The organism is Lysinibacillus sp. NPDC095746 (genome assembly GCF_044763535.1).
GTDB lineage: Bacteria > Bacillota > Bacilli > Bacillales_A > Planococcaceae > Lysinibacillus.
Genome location: NZ_JBIWGL010000026.1, coordinates 12,436 through 36,127, shown reverse-complemented (window position 1 = coordinate 36,127; position 23,692 = coordinate 12,436). Strand labels below are relative to the sequence as shown.

The 23,692-nt window shown below is 35.6% G+C and carries 23 protein-coding genes, 1 riboswitch and 1 other annotated feature; of the genes, 6 read left to right on the top strand and 17 right to left on the bottom strand.

Translation table 11 applies throughout. From position 1 onward, the window contains the following. Positions 1-204: 204 nt before the first annotated feature. Entirely contained in the window at positions 205-717 is a 513-nt protein-coding gene (locus tag ACIQ7N_RS17910) for a DinB family protein (protein WP_402934519.1), read from the bottom strand. A 71-nt stretch (positions 718-788) separates the two neighbouring features. Further along, entirely contained in the window at positions 789-1,898 is a 1,110-nt protein-coding gene (locus tag ACIQ7N_RS17905; RefSeq protein ID WP_402934516.1) for a Gfo/Idh/MocA family protein, read from the bottom strand. A gap of 216 nt (positions 1,899-2,114) precedes the next feature. Between ACIQ7N_RS17905 and ACIQ7N_RS17900 the strand changes: the two genes are divergently transcribed. Then, the gene (locus ACIQ7N_RS17900) at positions 2,115-2,984 is read left to right on the top strand and encodes a LysR family transcriptional regulator (RefSeq protein ID WP_402934513.1); all 870 of its coding nucleotides are present in this window, start codon (positions 2,115-2,117) and stop codon (positions 2,982-2,984) included. A 57-nt stretch (positions 2,985-3,041) separates the two neighbouring features. Here the strand turns inward: ACIQ7N_RS17900 and ACIQ7N_RS17895 are convergent, their stop codons facing one another. Next, positions 3,042-4,019, bottom strand: a complete 978-nt coding sequence (locus ACIQ7N_RS17895) for a tyrosine recombinase XerC (protein ID WP_402934510.1) — start codon at positions 4,017-4,019, stop codon at positions 3,042-3,044. A 347-nt stretch (positions 4,020-4,366) separates the two neighbouring features. Then, entirely contained in the window at positions 4,367-4,780 is a 414-nt protein-coding gene (locus ACIQ7N_RS17890; protein ID WP_402934507.1) for a hypothetical protein, read from the bottom strand. 173 nt (positions 4,781-4,953) lie between these two features. On the opposite strand from ACIQ7N_RS17890, the gene ACIQ7N_RS17885 reads away from it, so the two are divergent. The 3 genes from ACIQ7N_RS17885 (at position 4,954) to ACIQ7N_RS17875 (ending at position 8,279) form a co-directional block, all read left to right on the top strand. Further along, entirely contained in the window at positions 4,954-6,444 is a 1,491-nt protein-coding gene (locus tag ACIQ7N_RS17885) for a circularly permuted type 2 ATP-grasp protein (RefSeq protein ID WP_402934504.1), read from the top strand. After that, positions 6,398-7,363 carry an alpha-E domain-containing protein gene (locus tag ACIQ7N_RS17880; protein WP_402934501.1) on the top strand — a complete coding sequence of 322 codons (966 nt, stop codon included), beginning with the start codon at positions 6,398-6,400 and terminating at the stop codon, positions 7,361-7,363. Before ACIQ7N_RS17885 ends, ACIQ7N_RS17880 begins: the two co-directional genes overlap by 47 nt. Positions 7,364-7,424: 61 nt before the next feature. Further along, on the top strand, positions 7,425-8,279 hold the full coding sequence (locus ACIQ7N_RS17875; RefSeq protein WP_402934498.1) for a transglutaminase family protein: 855 nt from the start codon (positions 7,425-7,427) through the stop codon (positions 8,277-8,279). A gap of 126 nt (positions 8,280-8,405) precedes the next feature. On the opposite strand, the gene bioF is transcribed toward ACIQ7N_RS17875, so the two are convergent. The 11 genes from bioF to metK all read right to left on the bottom strand — a co-directional run bounded on the left by bioF (position 8,406) and on the right by metK (position 19,011). Next, positions 8,406-9,578: an 8-amino-7-oxononanoate synthase gene (gene bioF / locus ACIQ7N_RS17870; RefSeq protein ID WP_402934496.1), complete on the bottom strand. Its 1,173-nt coding sequence runs from the start codon at positions 9,576-9,578 to the stop codon at positions 8,406-8,408. A gap of 3 nt (positions 9,579-9,581) precedes the next feature. Then, positions 9,582-10,313, bottom strand: a complete 732-nt coding sequence (bioW, locus tag ACIQ7N_RS17865; RefSeq protein WP_402934493.1) for a 6-carboxyhexanoate--CoA ligase — start codon at positions 10,311-10,313, stop codon at positions 9,582-9,584. After that, a complete protein-coding gene (locus ACIQ7N_RS17860; RefSeq protein WP_402934490.1) occupies positions 10,294-10,797 on the bottom strand; it encodes a hypothetical protein in 504 nt (167 codons plus the stop codon). Before ACIQ7N_RS17860 ends, bioW begins: the two co-directional genes overlap by 20 nt. Positions 10,798-11,523: 726 nt before the next feature. Then, entirely contained in the window at positions 11,524-12,252 is a 729-nt protein-coding gene (gene queE, locus ACIQ7N_RS17855) for a 7-carboxy-7-deazaguanine synthase QueE (RefSeq protein WP_402934487.1), read from the bottom strand. Then, a complete protein-coding gene (gene queD / locus ACIQ7N_RS17850) occupies positions 12,245-12,718 on the bottom strand; it encodes a 6-carboxytetrahydropterin synthase QueD (RefSeq protein WP_402934484.1) in 474 nt (157 codons plus the stop codon). The genes queE and queD overlap by 8 nt, the downstream gene beginning before the upstream one ends. Positions 12,719-12,721: 3 nt before the next feature. Continuing rightward, positions 12,722-13,381 carry a 7-cyano-7-deazaguanine synthase QueC gene (queC, locus tag ACIQ7N_RS17845; protein WP_400938095.1) on the bottom strand — a complete coding sequence of 220 codons (660 nt, stop codon included), beginning with the start codon at positions 13,379-13,381 and terminating at the stop codon, positions 12,722-12,724. Positions 13,382-13,632: 251 nt separating this feature from the next. Next, a riboswitch (PreQ1 riboswitch) is annotated at positions 13,633-13,679 on the bottom strand. Between the two features lie 144 nt (positions 13,680-13,823). Next, entirely contained in the window at positions 13,824-13,982 is a 159-nt protein-coding gene (locus ACIQ7N_RS17840; RefSeq protein WP_402934482.1) for a leucine-rich repeat domain-containing protein, read from the bottom strand. Between the two features lie 1,072 nt (positions 13,983-15,054). Then, positions 15,055-15,909: a polyamine aminopropyltransferase gene (gene speE / locus ACIQ7N_RS17835; RefSeq protein ID WP_402880432.1), complete on the bottom strand. Its 855-nt coding sequence runs from the start codon at positions 15,907-15,909 to the stop codon at positions 15,055-15,057. Beyond that, on the bottom strand, positions 15,909-16,343 hold the full coding sequence (gene speD / locus ACIQ7N_RS17830; RefSeq protein WP_082172725.1) for an adenosylmethionine decarboxylase: 435 nt from the start codon (positions 16,341-16,343) through the stop codon (positions 15,909-15,911). The genes speE and speD overlap by 1 nt, the downstream gene beginning before the upstream one ends. Next, on the bottom strand, positions 16,340-17,836 hold the full coding sequence (locus ACIQ7N_RS17825; protein ID WP_402934480.1) for an aminotransferase class I/II-fold pyridoxal phosphate-dependent enzyme: 1,497 nt from the start codon (positions 17,834-17,836) through the stop codon (positions 16,340-16,342). Before ACIQ7N_RS17825 ends, speD begins: the two co-directional genes overlap by 4 nt. Next, positions 17,836-19,011, bottom strand: a complete 1,176-nt coding sequence (gene metK / locus ACIQ7N_RS17820) for a methionine adenosyltransferase (protein ID WP_402934477.1) — start codon at positions 19,009-19,011, stop codon at positions 17,836-17,838. The genes ACIQ7N_RS17825 and metK overlap by 1 nt, the downstream gene beginning before the upstream one ends. A 908-nt stretch (positions 19,012-19,919) precedes the next feature. Here metK and ACIQ7N_RS17815 point away from each other — a divergent pair. After that, positions 19,920-20,597: a GntR family transcriptional regulator gene (locus ACIQ7N_RS17815; protein ID WP_402934474.1), complete on the top strand. Its 678-nt coding sequence runs from the start codon at positions 19,920-19,922 to the stop codon at positions 20,595-20,597. 26 nt (positions 20,598-20,623) lie between these two features. Beyond that, on the top strand, positions 20,624-21,244 hold the full coding sequence (locus ACIQ7N_RS17810) for a sterol desaturase family protein (RefSeq protein ID WP_402934471.1): 621 nt from the start codon (positions 20,624-20,626) through the stop codon (positions 21,242-21,244). Between the two features lie 166 nt (positions 21,245-21,410). On the opposite strand, the gene ACIQ7N_RS17805 is transcribed toward ACIQ7N_RS17810, so the two are convergent. Together ACIQ7N_RS17805 and ACIQ7N_RS17800 are read right to left on the bottom strand one after the other, a co-directional pair. Next, entirely contained in the window at positions 21,411-21,854 is a 444-nt protein-coding gene (locus tag ACIQ7N_RS17805; protein ID WP_132362380.1) for a GNAT family N-acetyltransferase, read from the bottom strand. Between the two features lie 75 nt (positions 21,855-21,929). Beyond that, positions 21,930-23,156 (bottom strand): MFS transporter, encoded by a 1,227-nt coding sequence (locus ACIQ7N_RS17800; protein WP_402934467.1) that lies wholly within the window; start codon positions 23,154-23,156, stop codon positions 21,930-21,932. Between the two features lie 63 nt (positions 23,157-23,219). Next, positions 23,220-23,484, bottom strand: a binding site (T-box leader). Between the last annotated feature and the right edge of the window lie 208 nt (positions 23,485-23,692).

The following is a 23,692-nucleotide window of genomic DNA, read 5'->3' as shown; positions in this document are numbered from 1 at the left end:
TATTTATCAATCTCTTTTGTTGCCCATGAGAAATTGGACCTTCACCATATAATCTTCAATAATCTAAAAATCATTCTAGGAATAAAAATTAAGTTGTTCCAAATATCTTCAAATACGACTGAATTTAAAATTTCTATTATAATTTCTTTAACATAATGTCGTGCTTTTTTTATCATTCTTTGTATTCAGTCGCCAATAAGTTCGTTAATGCTCAACTTTGATGAGTGCTTTGATTTCTTTTATTTGTTCAATATGCCGTTGTTCATGAATATAAACTAGTTCTATCCATTGATCAAGGGGTAATTCGCCCAGAAATGGATGTTTAAAGATTTTTTCTGTTAATAGGGATGGATCTTCAATTGTATCAAGGAAAGTTGTAAATTTCTTTCTAGAATCGTCCAGCAGCGCAATGATTTGCTGAACTGTCAAAAAGTCTTTTGTTGGTTCAAGGAAATCTGGTGCTGGAACTTTCGTTGTTCTATCTAAAATAAGGTGAACATTTTTACGTTCTGTTTGCTGACTATTCTCTTGTTTTAAACCCCATGCAATTACTTTTATAAAAGACTCCTCCGTTAAAGATAAGTGATGGCAAACTTGGGCGATACTCCAACAATTTGCATCAGGCTTAGCATTGAATTGACTATCATTTAATAATTGTATTTCCTCAACTAAGTTATTTCTTGTTTCACATAGATGATCGTTTATTAATTGATTCATAGGTATCTCCTCCACTAACGTTTTTTTTACTCCCTTTTCTGTATATGTTTTATACAATGTAAAATATTCTTTTATAGTTGCTTTATGAATATTCGTTTACCAGTCATTGCGGATTTTCGAACTACATCTAACAACCGATGCAGTTTGACAGCATCATTAAAATTGGGAATATGCTTTCTGCTCTTAGCAATATCTTTTGCCAACATCGTATAGGCTTGATTCACATAGCTGATCGCGTCATTATTTTGTTGTGAAATTTTTACTTCTTCCATTAAAATATCTTTAGCGTTAAACAAATTATTTGGATGAATCATTTTTTCAATGATAAGGTTCCCAAATTGGACATGGCCATAGGAATTTTTCTGTGTTAAGCGAAATGCTCCCTTTTCGCCCCTAATTTCTAATTGAAAAGCAGGATAAACCCCTCCTTGGATATGTACAGATGCTGAAGTATCATTTACGAGCGTCCCCTGTATCAATATTTGATCAGCAGTATTTTTTTCTATTGATTGACCTGTTTCTTGTACGAACGCTTCGGTATAGTGGACATTCATTGTAGCAGATAGTTCTTTAAAATCACCTAAAATATAACAGAGTACATCTAGTGAATGCCCGCCGTTAATAGAAAGAAGGGTGGCTCCATTATCTTCGTCTAATAGATAACGACCTTTTTCATCTGTTATGCCACCTTTTCCTTGTGTTGCAACTTGCATAGTACAGGAAATAACCTTACCAATATCCCCCTGCTGAATGGCTTGTTTTACATAGTTAACTTCTGGAGATTGCCTACCTTGTAGTCCAATTGCATGATGAATATGTCTTTCTTCTGCCAATTGAGCCATTTTTTCTGCTTGCTGCGTATGAATAGCTAGTGGCCATTCACAATAAATATGTTTATTTTCTTCTAATACTGCTAGTACAGCATCATAATGATGAGGGACTTTGATACTTACAACTACTAAGTCAACATCTTTCGATTGTGCTAATTCCTTATAGTTTGTAAAAGCATGAGGTGCATTCAGAATTTTAGCACTTTTTTCGGCGGTCACAATATTGGAAGTTCCAATTGCTGTTATGTTGTAGAAAGGATTGTTCTTTAGTGCTGGAATATGCGTTTGACTTGCCCATTGATTATTCAAAGATCCACCTATAATCCCTACATTGATAATTTTATTTTTCATTAACTATACCTCCTATTAACTGGTAGTAATATATTTGTAGCGAAATCGAAGCGACGGCTACTAAGACTCCCCCACAAAATAAAGACTAGTTAGGAATGACAAACTCCATTAATAAGTTTCTCTATATCCTTATACAAAGTATAATGACAACAAGACATCATTTTAAATGTTTATTAATGATGGTCCTATCACTTTTTTTGATGGATGTGAATAGAAATGGATATTGAAAACATGAAAGCATTTGTGTCAGTTGCAGAATTGAAAAGTATATCAGCTGCTGCCGCTAAATTGAATCACCTACAATCAAATATGACGGCAAAAATAAAAAAAATAGAAAATCATTATAATCAACAATTATTTGTTAGAAATTCTAAAGGTGTAACACTAACAAAAGATGGAGAAAAATTATATCATCAATTTAAGAAAATATTGTTTTTTTGGGAAGAAACAGAAAATATGATGAAAAAACATGAGGAAAAACTACGAGTTGGTACGATGATTTCAATGGGAGGAACTCAAGTATCACAAGCTTTAAATAAGCTTTATCAAACCTACCCTAATTTATCGGTAACCTTAAAAACAGGTTCAACAGCGTATATAGAAAATCAAATTCTGCAAGGGAAAATTGATCTAGCCTATACAATTGGTACATTAAAAAATAAGCATATAAAGTATAAAAAAGTTGCTATTGAAGAAATGGTTATCATAGGTCAAGGTATTGATCAGAGTACAATCTTCGAGGATTATATATGTGAAAAAAACTTACTTGTGCTATCTGATAACTGTTTGTATCTTTCAATATTGCGAGATATATGTAAGAATTTAGCTATTACGCAGGGAGAAATAATTGAAGTGGGAGACCCAGAAACTTTGTTACAATTTGCCATGATGGGCATGGGAATTACTCTAGTTTCTAAACGTATAGCAAGTCGATACAACATTGAACAATACTTAGAAGTACCATCAACCTTTAGATTCGTTGATTTATATTTAATTACTCGTTTACATCACGAATTTACGCCAATTGAAAGACAGTTTATTGAGCTAACAAACGCTATTAATGGCATGGAAGCTAACAACAGATAATAGAACTAAAAGCCGACTCCTACAAGTAAGGATAATCGGCTTTTTTAGTTGCCTATTTTATTCAATGTAATGTTCTCTAGTTCGAACAATATTGAACGGATTATTTTCGAGTACATGTTGTAGCTCTTCATCTTCAATATGCGTATAGATTTGGGTCGTTGCAACACTTGAATGGCCTAGTATATGCTGAAGACTTCGAATATCTGCCCCTGATTTATACATCATTGTTGCGGAAGTATGACGTAACTTATGTGGCGTCAGTCGTTCTTTTTGAAGTCCGGATTGCTGATTAATTTGTTTAACGATTTTTGCAACGGTTTGACGTGTGAAGCGTGTTCCCTTTTGTGAGACGAAAAGAGGCTCTTCTTCCACGCCTTTATAGGCCGTCTTTCCGCTATTTTCATAGTCTGCAAGTGCCTGGATGCAGCTATCATTCAAATAAACTGTCCGCTCTTTATTCCCTTTACCAACAACCGTTAAGTAGCGACCTTGTATAGATGACCTATTTAGCTGACAAAGCTCTGTCACACGAATCCCTAAATTTAAGAAAAACATCATCATACAATAATTCCTCGGTGAAGCACGATTTGGCTGGATGCCATCGATAAATTGCGTGGCTTCCTCGATGTTCATATAGATAGGTTTTTTCCGTCCTATTTTTGGCGTTTCTAATTCATCTGCCGGATTTTCCTCTAGTAGACGTCGTTTTCCTTTTAGATATTTAAAAAATGATTTTAACGTTGCTACTTTACGCGCTCTCGCAGATGCTGAATTCCCTCGCTGCACCTCGCAATATTCCATAAATAAATAAAGATCCTCTAGTGTCATTTCACGAATTTCTTCTATTGAAATACTAGAAATATCTATTTTACATAAATCTGATAGTTCATGATCATGCTGAATTGCTATGTAGAATCGGAAGAATAAAGTCAAATCGTATTCATATTCTTTTCTTGTGCGATGAGACTTCCCTTTAATCGTCGTTAAATAAACAAGGAAATCTCTCATTATTTTAGGAAGCTTCGTCTTTTCCATAAAATCACCTCTATTTTCTCTATTTTACCACGAAAAAACGTTCCCAAATATAAATTTGGGAACTTTATAATGAAAAAAATGCTCTTTCTTACAACGCAGAACAAACGTTCTCTTTATGAGCGATAAAAAAGATGATTCTCTTTAGTAAGAAAATCACCTTTTTAAAAGTTTTTATGAAAGTTTCATTTTTTAGGTATAAAAAGCAAAAAAAATGAATATTTAAATCTAGTGAGTTAAATGCTCTGAGACGATTCGAAAAATAAAAAGATGGGTAACTGTACGTGTCGATTCCTCTCACAACACGCATGGGATTATTTGGAATTTTGTCGATTTTTGTATGAAAACCGTTACTTTACAAAAATACTATACGTCCCATCTACTTGTTTGGCTAGAGACCAGTTTGTTGATAGCATATGTTGAAGTTTAGCGATAACATCCTCATCACAAGTTAAATGCTGGATTCCCGTTTCTAATAATTGATAATCCTTGCCTTCTTCTAATTGGAAACGAATATACAATAAGCGCTTAATGCCTGGCAAAGTTACATATTTGATACTGTAGTTTCCGTGCAGAGCATCTATGAAAATTTGCTCCCCTTCTTGGTAAAGTGCCATTGTTTCGGTAAATTCATAGTTTGGTACTTGTTCCTGCCAAACGGATACATCCCCTGTTTGCAATGTGCGTAAAATCTCCTCATCAGTAAAATCTAATTTTGAAAGCTTGTCTAGCTCATACGCTTGCATTAAATTAATGATTGTCATTTTATTAGCTCCTTTTATATGTATTTATCTTCATTACTTTAAAAGTGATGAGATGAATGCGGATTGGTGCCTTTTTAATTGGTACCTATTTACTACAATGTCGCTAAGGCGATATTGATTCTTACTAAGTGTAACACGTTTTCTCTACTACTTAAATTCGGAGGGCGATCCATATGATGAAGTTCTATGAATCTGGTATGTTTTTTGATGAGATGTTCGAAGGTAATCAACCGAAGCCTCATTATCGGTCTTTCCACCATAAACTCCATGCTTTCACTAAGGAACAATTAGATGAAAAATATCAGCAAGCACAATCAACATTCCTTAAACAAGGCATTACATTTACCGTTTATGGTGCACAAGGTGGAACAGAGCGAACAATGCCCTTTGATTTTATACCTATTATTATTCCATATGAACAGTGGGAAGTCATAGAAGCTGGTATGAAGCAGCGTGTGAAAGCCTTAAATTGTTTTTTACATGATGTTTACCATGAACAACGCATTTTTGAGGATGGGCTTATTCCGAAACAACTCATTGAAAACAATCGGTATTATTATAAAGAAATGCTTGGTGTAAAAGTACCTATTGATAATCATATTTTTTTAGCAGGCATAGACTTGATTCGTGATGAACAGGGCGTTTACTACGTGTTAGAAGATAATTTACGCAATCCTTCAGGGATATCCTATGTTTTTCAAAATCGATCTGTGATGAAGGAAGTGTATCCTGAATTTTTTTCTAAACATACGATCCAGTCACTCGACAAACAAATGGCCTTTATGAAGAAGGCACTTCTTGCCCATCGTCCACCTTCTATGAACCCAGATAGAGAACCTAAAGCTGTCCTCTTAACAGCAGGTATGTATAATTCGGCCTATTACGATCATGTTTTTTTAGCACAGCAGCTCAATATTCAGCTTGTTGAAGGACGAGATTTAGTTGTCAGAGATAATAAGGTGTATAAGAAGACAATCTATGGTCTAGAGCAAATTGATATTATTTATCGGCGAATTGATGATGATTTCTTAGATCCTGTTGTTTTTCGTGAGGATTCTTTACTTGGAGTTCCTCATATTATGGCTGCTTATAAGGCTGGAAATATTGCTATTTTAAATGCTGTTGGTAATGGTGTTGCTGATGATAAAGCGATGTATGCCTATGTACCGGATATGATTCGCTACTATTTGAAAGAGGAACCTATTTTACGTAATGTGGAGACTTATCATCTAGCTGATGATAGACAGCGAGGTTGGGTTCTTGAGCATATGAGAGAGCTTGTTATAAAAAACGTTAGTGCATCTGGGGGCTATGATATGCTAATTGGTCCGCATGCAAGTGATAAAGAAATCGCTATTTTTAAAGAAAAAATATTGGAAAACCCGGTTCAATACATTGCACAACCAACAATTAGCCTTTCTAGAGCACCAGCTTTTCAGGATGGTAGATTTTATCCTTGTCATGTCGATTTGCGTGTTTATGTCATGAAGGGCGAGGATACTTATGTGCTACCTGGAGGTTTATCGCGTGTAGCATTAAAAGAAGGATCTTTAGTCGTGAACTCTTCCCAGGGCGGAGGAGCAAAAGATACATGGATATTAAAGGAGGAATTGCAATATGCTAAGTCGAGTAGCCGATGCACTATACTGGATGGCACGATATAGTGAACGATCACAAACGAATGCACATATATTACAAGTACAGCTGTTGAATATGTTGGAGCAATCTGGCAAAGAAAATGAATACATCGATCATTGGGAAGCGGTGTTAAATATTTGTGCCTCGAAGGAAGAATACTTGTCCTTTTATGAGTCGATTCGAGTCAATCCACTTATCGAATATCTACTCTTTTCTAATAATAACTGCAATGCCCTCCACGCTACTTTACGTGCAGTTCGAGAAAACGCCCGTATAACTCGCGATAGCATACCCATTGAGCTTTGGGAATTGCAAAATGCCTTTTATTTATCGTTACAGCAAGACATGGTGGAACGTGAAAGACCAATTCCACTAATTGTTCTAAACTCTTTTTTACAAAATGTTCGAAAGACTTCTTTGACGGTAACGGGGCTTATCGAAGGCTCGATGGATCGAGATTTACCGTTTTATTTCATGCAAGTTGGGAAATGGATAGAACGTGTAGAAAAGACGATTCGTATGGCTTTAATTATACTAGAGCAACATAAGGAAATAGCCATCTCTTTAAAAGAAGCGGACGGATCGTTTTTACTCGATTTATCGGAGGCGACGGAGTCTTATTTACGCAAGCATCGCCAAACCAATTTACTCTATGTTATGCAATATTTATTACAGGATAAGCATTTCCCACGTTCAGTGATGTTTTGCTTAAAAAAATTAGAAGAAGCTTTTATCTGTTTAGACAGCGACCCTCTTTCAGCAAGATTTTTAGCGCTTCATACCCCATTAAAGAGTTTATTATTTGCCGTGATGAATGTAGATTTATGGAATATTACATTAGAGGAAACTATTTTGTTAATGGAGGAAAGATTGTGTCAATGTATTGATTTTGGCAATACATTTTCAACAATTTATCATTTATATGAACCCAGCGTACAACCTTGAAAGGAATCAACAACAGCTCCCTTTCAACAAGCAAGTCAGTAATCCAAAGGAAGCAGACACAATGAAATTTGAAATTCAACATACAAATATTTTTCAATATGATTCTGAAGTCGATCAAAGCTTAAATACAATCCGCTTAAAACCAAGGGGCGATGAGCGTCAGCGCTTACTATCCTATCGAATTGCCATCACTCCTTCATCTTTAACGCGTGAGCATACAGATATATGGGGCAATACGGTTGGCACATTTTATATACCTGAGCAGCATCAAGAGCTAGAAATTCAAACGACCTCTATTGTCAGCATTCAACGTGCACCATTTATTCATCGCATTCAATATTCACCAGAAATGCAGACAATTTTTCACTCGAAACTGTTTTATGAGCATTATTTGCCCTATTTAAAGTTTACACATTTTACGTTTATGACAGAAAATCAGTTAGAGGAAGTTTATCATGCAATTGGTCATGCTGAAAATCCTGTATTATTTTCATTAAATTTAATGCAATATTTATACTCGACTTTTGAATACGTTCCTGGTGCAACCGATGTTACGACAACTGCGAGCGAAGCCTTTTCCCTTAAGCGAGGTGTTTGCCAGGATTTCACACATGTCATGCTTGCGGTGCTAAGAGCTAAAGGAATTCCAGCACGCTATGTTAGCGGTTATTTATACGTCGATGAAAACTCTGCCTTAATCGGTGATATTGCAACCCACGCTTGGGTAGAAGTCATGATACCAGGAATCGGCTGGATTGGTCTCGATCCAACTAATAATGTAGAAGTGTTAGAAAATCACATTATTTTATGCATTGGCCGTGATTATTCCGACATAAGCCCTGTTGAAGGCGTTTATTCAGGTGGAAAGCATGATTTAACGGTTAAAGTGAGCGTCAAAGCATTGAATCATTTATAATAAAATGGTATAAATTAAACCCCTGATTTTTCTACGCCAAGCAGAAGAATCAGGGGTTTTAGTAAGATGATTTTAATCTTGAATTTTGCAGTATATCAAAAGAATTTATCTAGGTATCATTTTTGATCATGATACAATACCCATTTCTTTTCCTATTTTCTTCATTTTAATGATGACTGTATCGAGCTGCTCCATTGTATGTGTAGCCATCACTGTAATCCGCAACCGGCTTGACCCTTTTGGCACAGTTGGTGGCCGAATCGCTGGAATAAAAACACCTTCTTCCATTAGTTTCTCAGAAAATCGCATAGCTTCATGGGCATCACCAATAAGAAGAGATATAATTGGCGTTTCTCCGCCTTTAACTATAAAACCCGATTCCACCAATTTTTGACGTAAATACTTAGCATTATTCAGCAATTGTTCCCTTCGTTCGGGCTCATGTTGAATAATGGAAATCCCTTCTCGCGCTGCTTCAATCGCACTTGGAGATAAAGCTGTTTGGAAAATAAAAGATCTAGCGCTATTCAGTAAATAGTTCTTTGCAATGGACGACGTCGCTACAAAGCCACCCTCTGCACCAATCGCTTTACTCAACGTGCCAACTGTCAAATCAATGTCATCTTTCAATCCAAAATAATCGGCAGTACCACGGCCATCATTTCCTAAAACACCTGTCGCATGCGCATCATCAATCATTATGTAAGCATTGTATTTCTTTGCTAGTGCAACTATTTCGGGAAGTGGAGCGATATCACCATCCATACTAAAGACGCCATCTGTCACAATAAACTTCTTTCCATCTCCATGTGATTTCCTTAGTTTATGCTCTAAATCTACCATATCCGCATGTTCATAAACAATTGTCTTTGCTGTACTAAGTCGACAACCATCTATTATACTCGCATGATTCCAAGCATCAGAAAAAATTATATCCCCTGCCTTCATCACACTCGAAATCACACCAATATTCGCTAAATAACCACTGCTGAAAACAATGGCGGCTTCAGTCTTTTTCAAATCCGCAATTTCACATTCAAGCTGTTCATGAATGACGAAATTTCCGGTTGTTAATCTCGAACCACCTGCTCCTGTACCGTATTTACTAATACCTTCAAATGCTTTCTTTCTCAACCGAAAATCTGTTGCAAGACCTAAATAGTTATTAGATGAAAAAAGCAAAAATTTCTTATCATTCATAATGATCTCGCTCTCATTGCCATTTGAAAACGAACGTAACTTTCTTGTCAATCCTTTCTCTTCTATTAATTGTAGTTCCTGCTGTAACCACTGATCCATTTTTTAATCCCTCCTAATGAGAACCGGTACGCTTTCTAAATAGTCTATAAAAGATTCTAGTTCAACCTCATCTGACACAAAATAAATGCGCCCTCCGCTCTCGCAGCCTTCCCTTTTTAACGGTGTAATTCTGACATAACCTATAGCACGATTACTTACATATCCAGTGACGTAATCTGGATCATCAGACCAACATAATTCTGCAATTGTAAACGGAGAATTTGCCACTTTCGTCGCCAAAGCCAACGCTTCACGAACACGCTCATTCAGCTCCCCATTAGCGTCTTGCCAATCAATTCGTGAAACTCGAACACCCTTCTCCCCACGATCGTCAAGCCGTAAGCCGCTTTTACTATTTAAAATAATTGCGCCACGGAGGTTTTGATGACTATCAAGTTGGTGAAAAGCAACATTCAATGCATGCTCCGAAACACCTAAGGAGGTTAGTATCTTTCTTGCCTCACTATGGGCCTTTTCAATTGAATCGGCCTCAACTGTTGTAATTTCTAAAGGCGGCAAATACTGTATCTGATTATGTGCAATTTTTTCAACGGTAATTTGTATAAAGTCAGCATCTCCACGTGAATGATTACTTACTTTGTTCAATAACTGCTTTACAATTGGCTCTATCTGAGATTTACTACCTATCCGTTCACCACCAGATATATGCTTTTCCCCTAGTTCAGGGCTTCTCTCTGCCGCACGCATGCGAATGCTATAACACGTTTTTAACATGATTATTACCTGCTACTTTCCTATTTATTGTCTGTAATATTTTCGTTATAGGATAAACACTAACAGCTGTGATTACCATACCTGGAATAGCCAAAACTACTAACGGTAACAATGGAATTCCTAACGTAAAAGCCAAACCAAATCTAGCAATCGTTGTGCCAATTGGGCCTGCCAAAACAAGTACCGGAATTGAAGTCCCAAATAAAACAATAAGTAGGCCTACAGTCAATCGAAAAATGAAAGAGATCTCCACATTTAAGATCGAGTGTATACCTAATAAAAATAAGATTAAACTTGCAATGATCCCCGCTAGAAAATATCGCTTAAATCCAAATACCGCTGCAATTGCAACTGCAATAGGTGCTGATAATTGAAAGTCAGACCCAGGAAAACCTGTTGGAATTTTAAACATGCCTGTAACGATAATAAGACAAGCTAGCAATGAAATCTGCGCAAGATCATATGTAGAAAACTTTCGAATCATTTTATTCCTCCATCTTAATTAAATACTTGATGTCATTGCCTCCTATTCTCTCTATTTGAGTTAACCATTATCAATATTAAGTTAACACAAATAAAGATAGGAAAGTAGATAAAATGGTAGGAATTTTTATTATTTGTGAAAATCGGTTTGGTTATTGATCAATGAAGTTCGTGTTCCTCAGATTAGATACTTTTTTCACATTCCGCATGTAAATGTCAAAATAATAATGTACATTTTTGCTCGTCTAAACATGTACACTTTCGCTGATTAACTACGTTTCTTTACAAGTGTGTGAATAATTACAACTTGACACGGAGCCTCTACTCGCATGATTCGCTAGGCTAGAACCCAGCTACATCAATGGCTAGCCGATGCTATTATGCTCGCCACTCCTGTAAAGTTGTAATATACAAAGGGAGTCAAAAATGTAATTGGTTAAACAAGCATTTTTGTACATATTTATTTCAACCTTTATATCCGCATCGGCATGTGAACACCTGCACTTGGCTAGTTACTACTGCTGTCTTCACGATTCAACTATTTACTCTATAGCTTATATACATGTTGGAACGTACAAAAAAAGTATAGGCCAAATTAACCTATACTCTCACACCTTCCCAAGTTATAATCTTTTCCCTTTCGATTTGAAGGTTTTTACAACACGTATTTGATGGAAGTCAAATAAATAATGATAACACCATACAATTTCTTGTAATGACACACTATTTATACACCTCTTTTATTCCCCCAAACTAGGGCATGCAACTGTGGTAGTACTTTGACATCTCTGAATTCCTCATCGTTAATCACTCTATCAATCAGCGCATGATAGTTATCCAACAAATGGAGTATCAATTGAGAATTGTCAGTCGTTGTGAGATCATCATTACCGACTTGGAGATAAAAAGGAATCATTGGATATCGTTGGTGAATTTGTTTAGCATATTCGTAATCCTCTTGATTAAAAACGACTATTTTGAGAGATATATGGTGATTACTGTCGCGATTTTTAAGCTTTTCGAACATATTAGAGAGTAACGAATAGTCTGTGGTCATTCCAGAGCTAGGTGGCTTAGGTGAGATTGTCAGTTCATCAATCTCATACATCCATTTTTGCCACCTACTTCCCTGTGTTTCCACCCCGACCTTTATGTCGTTTTCTTTTAAAATCGCAATGAGTTCTTCCAAATTTTGATGGAGTGCAGGATTGCCGCCTGATATCGTGACAAATGAAAAACCACTGCCTCCAAGGCGTTTCAACTCAGACCAAATCTCTTCTGCTGTCATTTGGACGATAAGATGCTTTCCGCTACCATCCCACGTAAACGATGAATCACACCAAGAACAGGAATAATCACAGCCTGCAGTTCTCACAAACATAGTCTTCTGGCCAACGACCATTCCCTCGCCTTGAATCGTCGGTCCAAAAATCTCGATAACAGGTACCTTACTCAACTTCCATCCACTCCCGTCTAGCTTCTGCATAGCTTGTCGGAGTTTCATATAGTCTGATAAACTCTACACGCGCATCGTTATATCTTTGTTCATCATGCAAGGCCTCAGTCAATTTTTCGTAAATCCAAACAACAATGTTCTCTGCCGTCGTATTCATGGGTGGAAGCGTTTCATTTAAATAACGGTGATCCAAATGAATTTCTATTTTTTGTTTCCATATTGCTTTTATATCGCCAAAATCAATCACCAAACCGCGTTCATCTGTGTATCCACTCAGTCCTAATACTACGCGATACGTATGACCGTGCAGGTTTTTACATTTCCCCTCATAATTGTGTAAATGATGAGCCGCATCGAAAGTAAATTCTTTGCTTATGAGTACACGCTTTGCATGATAGTTCAATTGATTTCTTTGAATATCTTCATCTATTTTTTGGAGTTTATCGACGATTATAAATTCTGACATACCTTAAGACTCCTTCCTGAAGCTCAAATACTCATCAAGCCCTTTATTTCGCAGTTTACATGCCGGGCATTCACCACAGCCATCTGCTATTACACCATTATAGCAAGTCAGCGTTCTTTCCCGAATAAATTCAAGTGCCCCAAACTGATCAGCAAGCTCCCATGTCTGTGCCTTATTCAGCCACATCAACGGTGTATCAATCACAAAGGAATCATCCATCGATAAATTTAACGTTACATTCAAGGATTTAATAAAAACATCTCGACAATCCGGATATCCACTAAAATCCGTTTCACAAACGCCAGTTACAATATGCTTAGCTCCTACTTGGCTCGCTAAAACGCCCGCAAATGAAAGAAAGAGCAGATTTCGGCCAGGTACAAAAGTCGATGGAAGCTCACCATTTTCTCCGTCTTCTACCTTTATGTCTTGTCGAGTCAATGCATTCGGAGCAAGCTGATTCAGGAGTGACATATCAAGAATGTGATGCTTGACCCCAAGCTCCCTTGCTATCTCCTTCGCACATTCAATTTCAAGACGATGCCTTTGACCATAATCAAAAGTTACTGCCTCAACTTCTTCAAAACGTTCTTTTGCCCAGAACAAACAAGTTGTACTGTCCTGACCTCCACTAAATACTACAATTGCTTTTTCCTGCTTCATCTAGAAAAACTCCCTTATATCGAATAACAGCACTTTAAGAAAGAGCTGCTTTCTTCTTATTTTTTAACGAATATTGTGTGCCATAGTACCAAAAAGTTCAATTCAATCCCGGTTTCGGCAAGACATAAAAAAACCTCCTTGTAAAATGTTTCCCAACACTTTTCAAGAGAGGCATTACCAATCATTCTATTAAAACATTAGTAAAAACATAAAAAAAAGCCACGTCCGATATGGACATGGCATATTGTCATGTTTCCATAGTTTTTTATAGAGGGTATTTGCTATGAACCTCTCCCAATCTAGTCCGGGCATTCTTTTCAATATAATACAAAAAATAGTATGAAACGTCAATTGTATTTTTCTTCTCTGGAAAAACAACTGTTATATAGTACACTAAACACTTTGCTGAGATTTAATTCATTCACAATATAGTCATATTACCTCAATAAATCATAATTCCATTGTCTAGAACAGATTTATTTTGCACCTGATTTCCTAAAATATATAGCTTTTTTAAATTTGGCAAATTCACTAATGGCTCTACATTCGAAATGGCGTTATTTTCCAAGTGAAGCACCTCAATTTGGTGCCACTTTTCCATAAAACTCAATGATTGCAGTGAACTATCTTGGATAGTGAATGAATGCAGAGCTGTAAGGCCAACAAAATTTTCGCTCGAATTAGTTAATGTGATAATTTAAATGGAAGGAACTATTCAACTTACTGGGCAGGTTAGCGGAAGAAGGAATTTATGTAGAATATACTAACTATTAAAGCTAACAAAAAATGTTAATGTGAAAGAACGTTAATGTTGCCACAATTCATTAATATTTAATAGCTCCTTCAATAACTTTCACATTTACGTACTCTATTGATAAAAAGAGAGGTAAAAGATGAATTATAAGACGAAAAGAATTTTATTTTTTTCAGCAGGTACATTAACCTTATCCACATTATACTTATTAACATCAGGGCATTTTAAATTCTTTGTACCCTTCTTGTTTATTACTGTTACAACTTTAGTATTATTTTTACTAAATGAAATTAAAAAAACTTAACTCAAAGGAAAAACAAATATGAAAGAAGTGGTAAACCTAGAGTATTGTTTTCTATTATGGTTCGAAAAAAGAACTTAATATGAGTAAATTGGAGGGTAATTTATATTGATGATAGAATGGCCTCGAAGGAAAATTATTCTGATAAAATTAGATACTTGAATATACAAGGAATTTTACTTTGAGAGAAACTCCCCGATTTAAGCCAAAGTGATTTAGATTATTTACCGAATTGCAGTTCAAACACGATTGGTTCTCTTTTTTTACATATTACAGCGATTGAGTTTGTTCATCAGATATTCTCATTTAAAAATCAAACTGTATTAGAAAATGAGTACTTGAAGTTGGACAAAAAAGGTACTGCATTTGCAGTACCTTTTAATATGCTAATTAATTGTCTTTTTACCGTGCGGTTTTGTTTTTTGTACTCAAAACAGAACCCATAAGGCGACTTTTTTGTTTATTCACTTTTTTATACAATAAGTTTAAACTTCTGGTTTACTATTACTTGTGATACAGCACTGGAAATTTAATTCTAACAAAGCCGCAACTTCACAACAAGCTCCACAAAGTCTCTATAATCCTCTGACGTAAGAGTAAGCTTTTACGTTTAAAGGTTTACTCATCGCGATCAAGTGCTTCTTTTACAAATGTAGGAAGTGCGAATGCACCAACGTGTAAGTCTGTATTGTAATATTTCGTTTTTAGAGCAAATTTGTCCCAAGCATCTACTTGAATATCTTTAATTGGATGTAATGCTTTTGAAGCAAATCCGAATAGCCAGTGTCCTGATGGATACGTTGGCATATGGAATTGATATACGCTTGCGATTGGGAAAATACCTTTAATTTTTTTATGTGCTTTACGCATGTTTTCTGCATACTCCGTGAAGTATGGTGATTCGTGTTGATTAATTAAAATTCCTTTTTCATTTAATACACGGTAGCACTCTTTATAAAAAGCTGTTGTAAATAAACCTTCACCGACAGAAATTGGATCAGTAGAATCTACTAATATTAAATCGAATGATTGATCCGCTGCGTTTTGAACATAAGCTAAACCATCATCGAAAATCAATTCCATACGAGGATCTTCTTCGACACCAGCAGCTGTAATTGGAAGGTATTTTTGGCTTAAACGGAATACTAACTCATCGATTTCAACCATGACTACTTTTTCTACTGATTCGTAACGTAGTACTTCACGAGCAGTACCACCATCACCACCACCGATAATTAATACCTTTTTTATATCAGGGTTAGTCGCGAATGCTGGGTGTGTAATCATATCGTGATAAACGAACTCATCTTTTTCATTAACCATCATCAAACCGTCTAACGTGAAGAAAGTACCAAACTCTTCACTTTTATAAAAATCGATTTTTTGGAACGGAGATTGTTCACTATGAATCTCTTCGTTGTATCCGATTGAAAATTTACAGTTATCGCTCCATTGTTCTGTATACCATTTCATTAAATCACGTCCTCTAATACTTCTTGTTTCACTAAAATTGTATCAATTTCTTGTTCTGCAAATTGGCGAATTTTATCTGCCATTCCACGTGGTACTTCAAATGATTCTGTCTTTTTCGCTTGCAGTTTTTGTTCTAAATATTCTGCTGCCTTCCAAGGACTTACTGAGTCCCCACAAGTATAAACATCTACAGAGGCAAATCCGTATTCTGGCCAAGTATGAATCGTTAAATGGGATTCAGCAATAATTACTGCACCCGAAACACCATATGGGTTGAAATGATGGAAGCAAGATTCTACAATTGTTGCCCCAGAATAGTCAGCAGCTTCATTCATAAACTGCTCGATTAATGCATTTTGCTCAATAATTTCACTTGGGCAACCATAAAATTCAATTAATACGTGTCTTCCTAATGTTGATAATTCAATGCTCATTTATTTGTCTCCCTTACGACTGTAATATAATTTTCTTCTTTCGTTTCGAACAGAACATTCCCAAAATTAAGAAAATAGAAGTTATATAATTCTACTACTTCCTCTGAAATAACTTCACCAGGGATAATTAGTGGTATTCCCGGTGGATAAATCATTAATGAATCTGCACTAATTCTACCTACCGCATCATAAATTAACGTTGTTTCTGTTTCAGCATTACACGCCTGTTGCGGTGTCATAGCTAATTTATTAATTTGATTCGCTGTCACATAAGCTGACTGAATCGCATCTTTTTTTGCATGATTAAGTTCAATATCTTTCAATGCATGTACTAATTTACCGATTGTTTCATTCGTATCAACATGACTAATGACTGCCATTATGACATATCCTTCAGCAAGTTCTAATTGAATGCCATACTGTTGTTTCAATATTGTGTAAACTTCGAAACCAGTTAAACCGAGATCGTTCACACGAATAACAAGTTTCGTCCAATCATAGGATTGATTAAAATTTTGTTGTACATATTCAGCCTTTAGCACTTCATAGCGTGAATTATTTTCAATTTCTTCAATTGCCGCATCAACAATTGACTTTAATTGGCTATAACGTTGTTGTCCATACACCGCTAATTCTCTTCGTGCTACATCTAAAGAACTCATTAATAAATAATTTGCACTCGTCGTTTGCAGCATATTTAATACTTTTTGCAAATGCTTCGAATCGATTCGTTGTTCTTGTAGTAATAGAAGCGAACTTTGTGTTAATGAACCCCCTGTTTTATGCATACTGACCGTTACTGCATCGGCACCAGCACTAATGGCATCGTTTGCATCAGGTAAAAATGTTAAATGCGCTCCGTGTGCACTATCAACAATAACTGTTACATTTTGTTCATGTGCAAGCTTGCAAATTTCTTGCAGTTGATTCATCGACCCAAAATATGTTGGATACGTTACAAGTAAAGCTTTCGCTTGTGGATTTTCTGCAAGTGCCACTTTTACATTTTCAACTGAAATTCCGTGTGCAATACCAAAATGTTGATCAACTTCAGGTTGAATAAATACTGGTTTTGCTCCGCTTAATATAATGCCGTTCATAACTGATTTATGGCAGTTACGAGGTACGATCAACGTATCCCCCTGTTTACATGTCGCTAAAATCATCGCGAGAATACCTACAGTAGTGCCATTTACTAAAAAGTAAGCGTAGTCTACATTAAATGCTTGTGCAGCTAATTGTTGAGCTTCTTTAATAACCGATTCCGGATGACTTAATAAATCAAGTTCCTTCATCGAGTTTACGTCCATTCTTAATGTCATTTCTCCAAGCGTCCATTTTAATGGGTTATCATGTAACCCCATTTTATGACCAGGTACATCAAACGGCGTAACATCCTGTTTAGTATAATTGACTAAAGCTTCAAATAATGGCATGCGGTCCTGAGTGGCTAAAAATTCCGCTGTAGCCACTCGATCTTGCACGCATTGCATTATTGTCCCATAGCAACTGTTAAAAGTTGCTCTATTTCAGAAACTTTGTCTGTTTTTTCCCAAGTTACGTTGACATCACTACGTCCAAAGTGACCATAAGCTGCAACTTGTTGATATTGTGGTTTACGTAGATTTAGCATGTTAATAATGCCAGTTGGCGTTAAGTCGAATAATTGACGAATCGCTTTTAAAATTTCTTCTTTCGCTACTTTTTCTGTACCAAATGTTTCTAAAGCGATACTAATTGGTTCACTTACACCAATTGCATATGATAATTGGATTTCACATTTATCTGCCAAGCCTGCTGCAACAATATTTTTTGCAACGTATCGCGCTGCGTAAGCCGCTGAACGGTCAACTTTTGTACAGTCTTTACCAGAGAATGCGCCACCACCATGACGAGCTGCGCCGCCATAAGTATCAACAATAATCTTACGTCCTGTTAAACCTGCATCTCCGTGTGGTCCGCCTACTACGAAACGACCAGTTGGATTAATTAAAATTCGGAAGTCCTCATTCATACCAAATTGCTTCGCAACAGCTTTAATTACATTTTCTGTAACGTAATCAATGAATGCTACTCGGTCAAAATCATCATCATGTTGGATTGACATTAAAACAGTATCAATTTTAGGTTGCTTACTATCCGTATAATCAATGGTTACTTGTGATTTCATATCTGGTCGAGCCCATTTGAATTGACCATTTTTACGTAACTCAGTTGCACGTTTGACAAGCATATGTGCCATTTCAATTGCTAAAGGCATATAGTTTTCAGTTTCATTCGTCGCAAAACCGAACATAATACCTTGGTCACCTGCACCTACTTCTTTTGTATCGCTTGAAGAATCAACACCCATTGCGATATCAGGAGATTGCGTATGTACTAAAACTTGTACATTGCAGTTATGACCATCAATGCCGAACTTATCATCTGTGTAACCAATGCCGATTAGGGTATTACGGGCAATTTTTTCGATATCTAGTTCTGCTTTTGTAGTGATCTCTCCACCAACAATTACTGTGTTTGTAGTTGTGAATACTTCACATGCCACACGTGATAACGGATCTTGCGATAATGCTGCGTCTAATACTGCATCTGAGATTTGGTCTGCAATTTTATCTGGATGTCCTTCCGATACAGACTCCGATGTGAATAATACTTTTTCTGACAATTTTAACTGCTCCTAACAATTATAGATTTTTAGGGCATAAAAAAAAGCTCACCCAATTTTAAGGAAAGCTTCGAATACTATCAGCTGCTGTTCCTCTTATTGTTCACAAAAGTTTAATTTTGTGCTCAGGTTCGGCCCACTGGATTTAATTCATAATGAACTAAATTGTTTGGCCACCGTATCTTCGACCCCTCGTCTCAACGGTTATTAATAAGAGCTATATTATTATGCTGAGACTCATATTAAGTCATAAACATTTGAGTGTCAATTTATTTTTTTATAATTAATCGCTATGAAAATTATTCATTTACCCTTTTGAACTAAAAATTACTAAGTGTAACGTTTTGCAACGTATTAATAATTATTATAAAAAATGAATAATAATGCACTCGAAGGTTTTTTATATTAATAATAGAATGAACTCCTATTAAATTTGCTAATAGATGCGTCAAAATAACATATTGTAAACATAAAAAATTTCAGATCATCGAGGGATATATAGGAATTTTTTAGGACTTTTATTGATAGAAATCATTTAAATTTCTATAATTCAGAATATTATTTTTGGTCAGTTATAAGAAGTCCCTGACGATTCTTTCTTTCCAACATGGTGTGTTGATCGACTAAATTTTAACTATAATTGTTCCACTAAAATATTTTTTCTCTTTACACCACTATGGCCATCAAAGCTATGGATTGAGAAATTCATTTGTCTTAGCGAAGGCTGATTTAATACTCTTCCCTCCTACTATTAATTATTTGATGCAAATAATTATCTATTAAGTATTTTACTTGCTTGTTGATAATCCTTTTTATAAATACCATTGACAGAAAATTCAGACTAGATATATAATTTTTGGTATTACCACTGTATTTAAATATTACCACAAAGCAAAGGAGGCGAGGATTTGAAAGAAAAGGAACGCTCCTCAGATAAAATTGAAACTGAATTAATTAGATCTATATTGGCTGGCGTTTATTCTGTAGGAAGTACTTTACCGCCGGAAAGAGAGCTTGCCAAAAAATTGGGTGTTGGTCGACCAACTATTCGGGAGGCTCTTCAACGTTTAGGAAGGGGTGGATGGATAACAGGGAGAAAAGGAATGCCTGCGGTTGTAAATGATTATTGGCGCAATGGGAATCTAACGACACTTGTTAATATTATTGAGAATCATCATACCATTACAGATGAATTTATCATGTACTTATTAGAATTAAGAAGTTCTTTGGCTCCGACTTATATTCGTGATGCTGTCACGTTTAATCAGCCTAAAGTAGTTGCTCTCCTTGCCGATCTAGAGCGCCTTGAAGATAGTGCTGAAAGCTATGCAGCATTTGATTGGGATTTGCAAAAGAGATGTGCTGACCTTGTAGTCAATCCCATCTTTCTACTCATTTTAAATAGCTTCGATTCCATTTATATGGATATGGCAAAAAGATATTTTTCTGAAAAAGAACATCGTGTGTTGTCCTTCAACTATTACCACGACTTATTAAACGCTGCATTAAAGGGAGATGCAATGGAAGCAGAAAGGCTGTCTACGTCAACCATGGCGAAAAGCTTAGCACTCTGGAAAGATAGATAAAATAACGAATACTGGAGGCGTGATAAATGAAATTGAAATATTTTAAAGAATATTTTTCCTATCCTGATATATTAATCATGACCTGTCTATTCCTTATTAGTTTTGGATTGATGATTCTACATTTAACGTCTATCGGAATTTTAGGTGTTTTTATTCTAGGAATGATTATGTATTCCTCGGCTGAGTATGTTACACACAGGTTTCTTTTTCATCTGAAACCACCAAAAAGTGCATTTTTGTTAAAAATGCTTAAACGTTTACATTATGACCACCATTCAAAGCCGAATGAATTACATTTATTATTTTTACCTTTATGGTATAGTGTGCCGAACATTGCAATTGCAGCAGCCATTTTTTATATTTTTTCATCTAGCTTTGTAATGACAAACGCATTTATTGCAGGCATCATGCTCTTTTTATTATTTTATGAGTGGAAGCATTATATCGCTCACCGCCCCCTTCGACCAATATCTCCATGGGGACGTTGGATGAAAAAAGTTCATTTATGGCATCATTTCAAAAATGAAAATTACTGGTATGGTGTTACGAACCCAGCCTATGATTTTCTCATGGGTACCTATAAAAAACAAAAGGATGTTGAGCAAAGTAAAACTGCTAAAAATTTAGAGAAACGCGGCAACAACTAGAAAATAGAATGAAAAACTATGCCTTGTAGGAGGCACTTTAGAAGCGATTGAGAAAGTATAACAAAAGGACTTGTGTGTTATTTTCCTCACAAGTCCTTAGATGAGAATAATCCTCTACTTACTTAAATTTCTCCGTATCACCTCGGTCTGCTTTAATAAACTAACCTTATTCAGCGTTCTCATTACAATTGAATCTTAATAGTTTTTTTGTGTAATAGTATCGCTTACCCGTTAGCGGATAATCATTGAGTACAAATTCTTCTTTATAGCCTAGCTTCACGTAAAAATCAGGTGCTTGAAAACTAAAAGTATTGAGGAAGGCATATTTGCATCCTCTATTAATAGCAATCTTCTCAGCTTTACGCATCAATTCCGTACCAATATGCTGTCCACGGAGTTTTTCACTTACCCATAAATACTCTACTTCTAACCAATTTCCATGTGTATCACCAATCAACCCCGCAACTCTATTTCCTTCTTCATCGTCTACAAAAAGACCAATATCTTTTACTAACTTATCTTCAATGTTATTAAGATTGTATTTTAATAACTCTTGAAAAATATGTTCTTTTTCTTCTTCAGTGACTTTTTCAGATTCAATGTATTTCATTTATTCTCCCCCTTTATACGATTTTAATTAATAAATTTCCTAATACCTTTATTCATCACTTTTGCCCTTTTTTAATTAACTGTTTAAAGAAGAAGCACCTTCTTTAAAATATTCCTGCCGTTTTGCACCTGATACAGCTTTTAATGCCAATAATCCTAATAAGAAGAAGGAAAATGAACCTATTAACCCCACAGGACGGATTGAAGTTAATTCAGCAGCTAACCCTAGTAAAACCGTGAAAGCAACAATGAAAACTGCCTCAATGACACTAAAGATGCTTCCGAATCTTCCCATCATCGTCACAGGGACATGATTTTGGTAGAAAGTTAAATACCCTGTATTTGCAAACGTTACAGCAAAACCGATTAAAAATACACCAGGCACTGCACTAATAAAGCCACTCGAACTGTAAAGTACTATATAACCTAGTGAAGTAAAAATGGTACCAATACCTATTAAATGATTAACTGCAAGTTGTTTTGAAAATACAGAATTAATAATTGAGCCTATTATTATTCCAGCTCCAAAGACACTTAATAAAAACCCATAATTGGTGTCTGATATTGAAAGTACGCCTTTAGCAAATGCTGCCTCGAGAGAATCTATTACAGTCATGAATAGAGTAGTGCAACAAAATAATACATATATTTTTGTAACATAGATATTATCCTTACTGAAATTAAAAACAATTCGAACATCACTTTTTATCATATCCCATGTAAATCTTTGCCCCTCTATCTCTTTGAGTCTTGAATCAACATTAGGCAGCATGATTATAATAAGTGCTGAAATAAATAAAGCTACTGCATTTACATGAATGGCAGTATAAGGAGTATCCATCCAAAATAAAATCCCAGCAATAGCAGGACCTATTAGTGAACCACAAGAGTTGATAAAACTACGTAGTGCATTAAAGCGTTGCCGATCTTGTTCTGGTATAAGTTTAGTCATATAAACCATAGATGTAGGTTGAAAAATAGCACTTCCCATATTAATGATAAACGCTAGTACGTAAACATAAATAAGTGAAGGTAAAAATGGAATTAACGCAATACATATTGCTCGGAAAACGTCTAATCCCATCAAAAGTCGCCGTGTATTTACCCGATCAATTAAACTACCTGACCAAGCATTAGAACATATAGTTGCAATTGGACTTAGTATATATAATAAAGCAATTGCAAGCGGGGAACCTGTTTCGTTCAATATTATTAAATTCAGTGCAATTAGGTAAACCCATGCACCCACATTTGAAATGCCTATTCCTCCTAATAGTATTAAAGGATATTTCCATCTGGACATAATCACCACTCCTATTTTATTTTTTTAAAAACAAAATAAAAAACTCACCCCCAAGATATTTATCTTGGGGGCGAGTCATATCGCGGTGCCACCCCAGTTTCATTTCTACATTGCTGCAGAAACCTTATCGAGTACGGCTTTGTGAATAAATCACCTGCGATACTCTATCTCTATAACGTGAGAATACGTTGCATCATCATTGTTCCAATAAACAAATCCTATACACAGCTCAAAGGCTTGGTTCAACACATTTCCTATCCCTCTTTTTCAGCTACCAGAGGTCTCTGTAGATAGTACGTATGTTTACTCTTCTTTTCACAGCTTTTTATATGTAATTTTGTAAATTTTATACTATCCCAAACTAAAATTCAATACAAAAAGTAGGACTACTAATATTATTTCCCTTGTAAATACAGAATTATTTGCATTTAAAGGATTGGTGTTACAAAAGTTATTTCCTTCATGCATTACCACAACTATTCTTATTAAACTAATGTTTCGTTAGCACAAGAAGCGATTGCTTTATTCAAATAAAT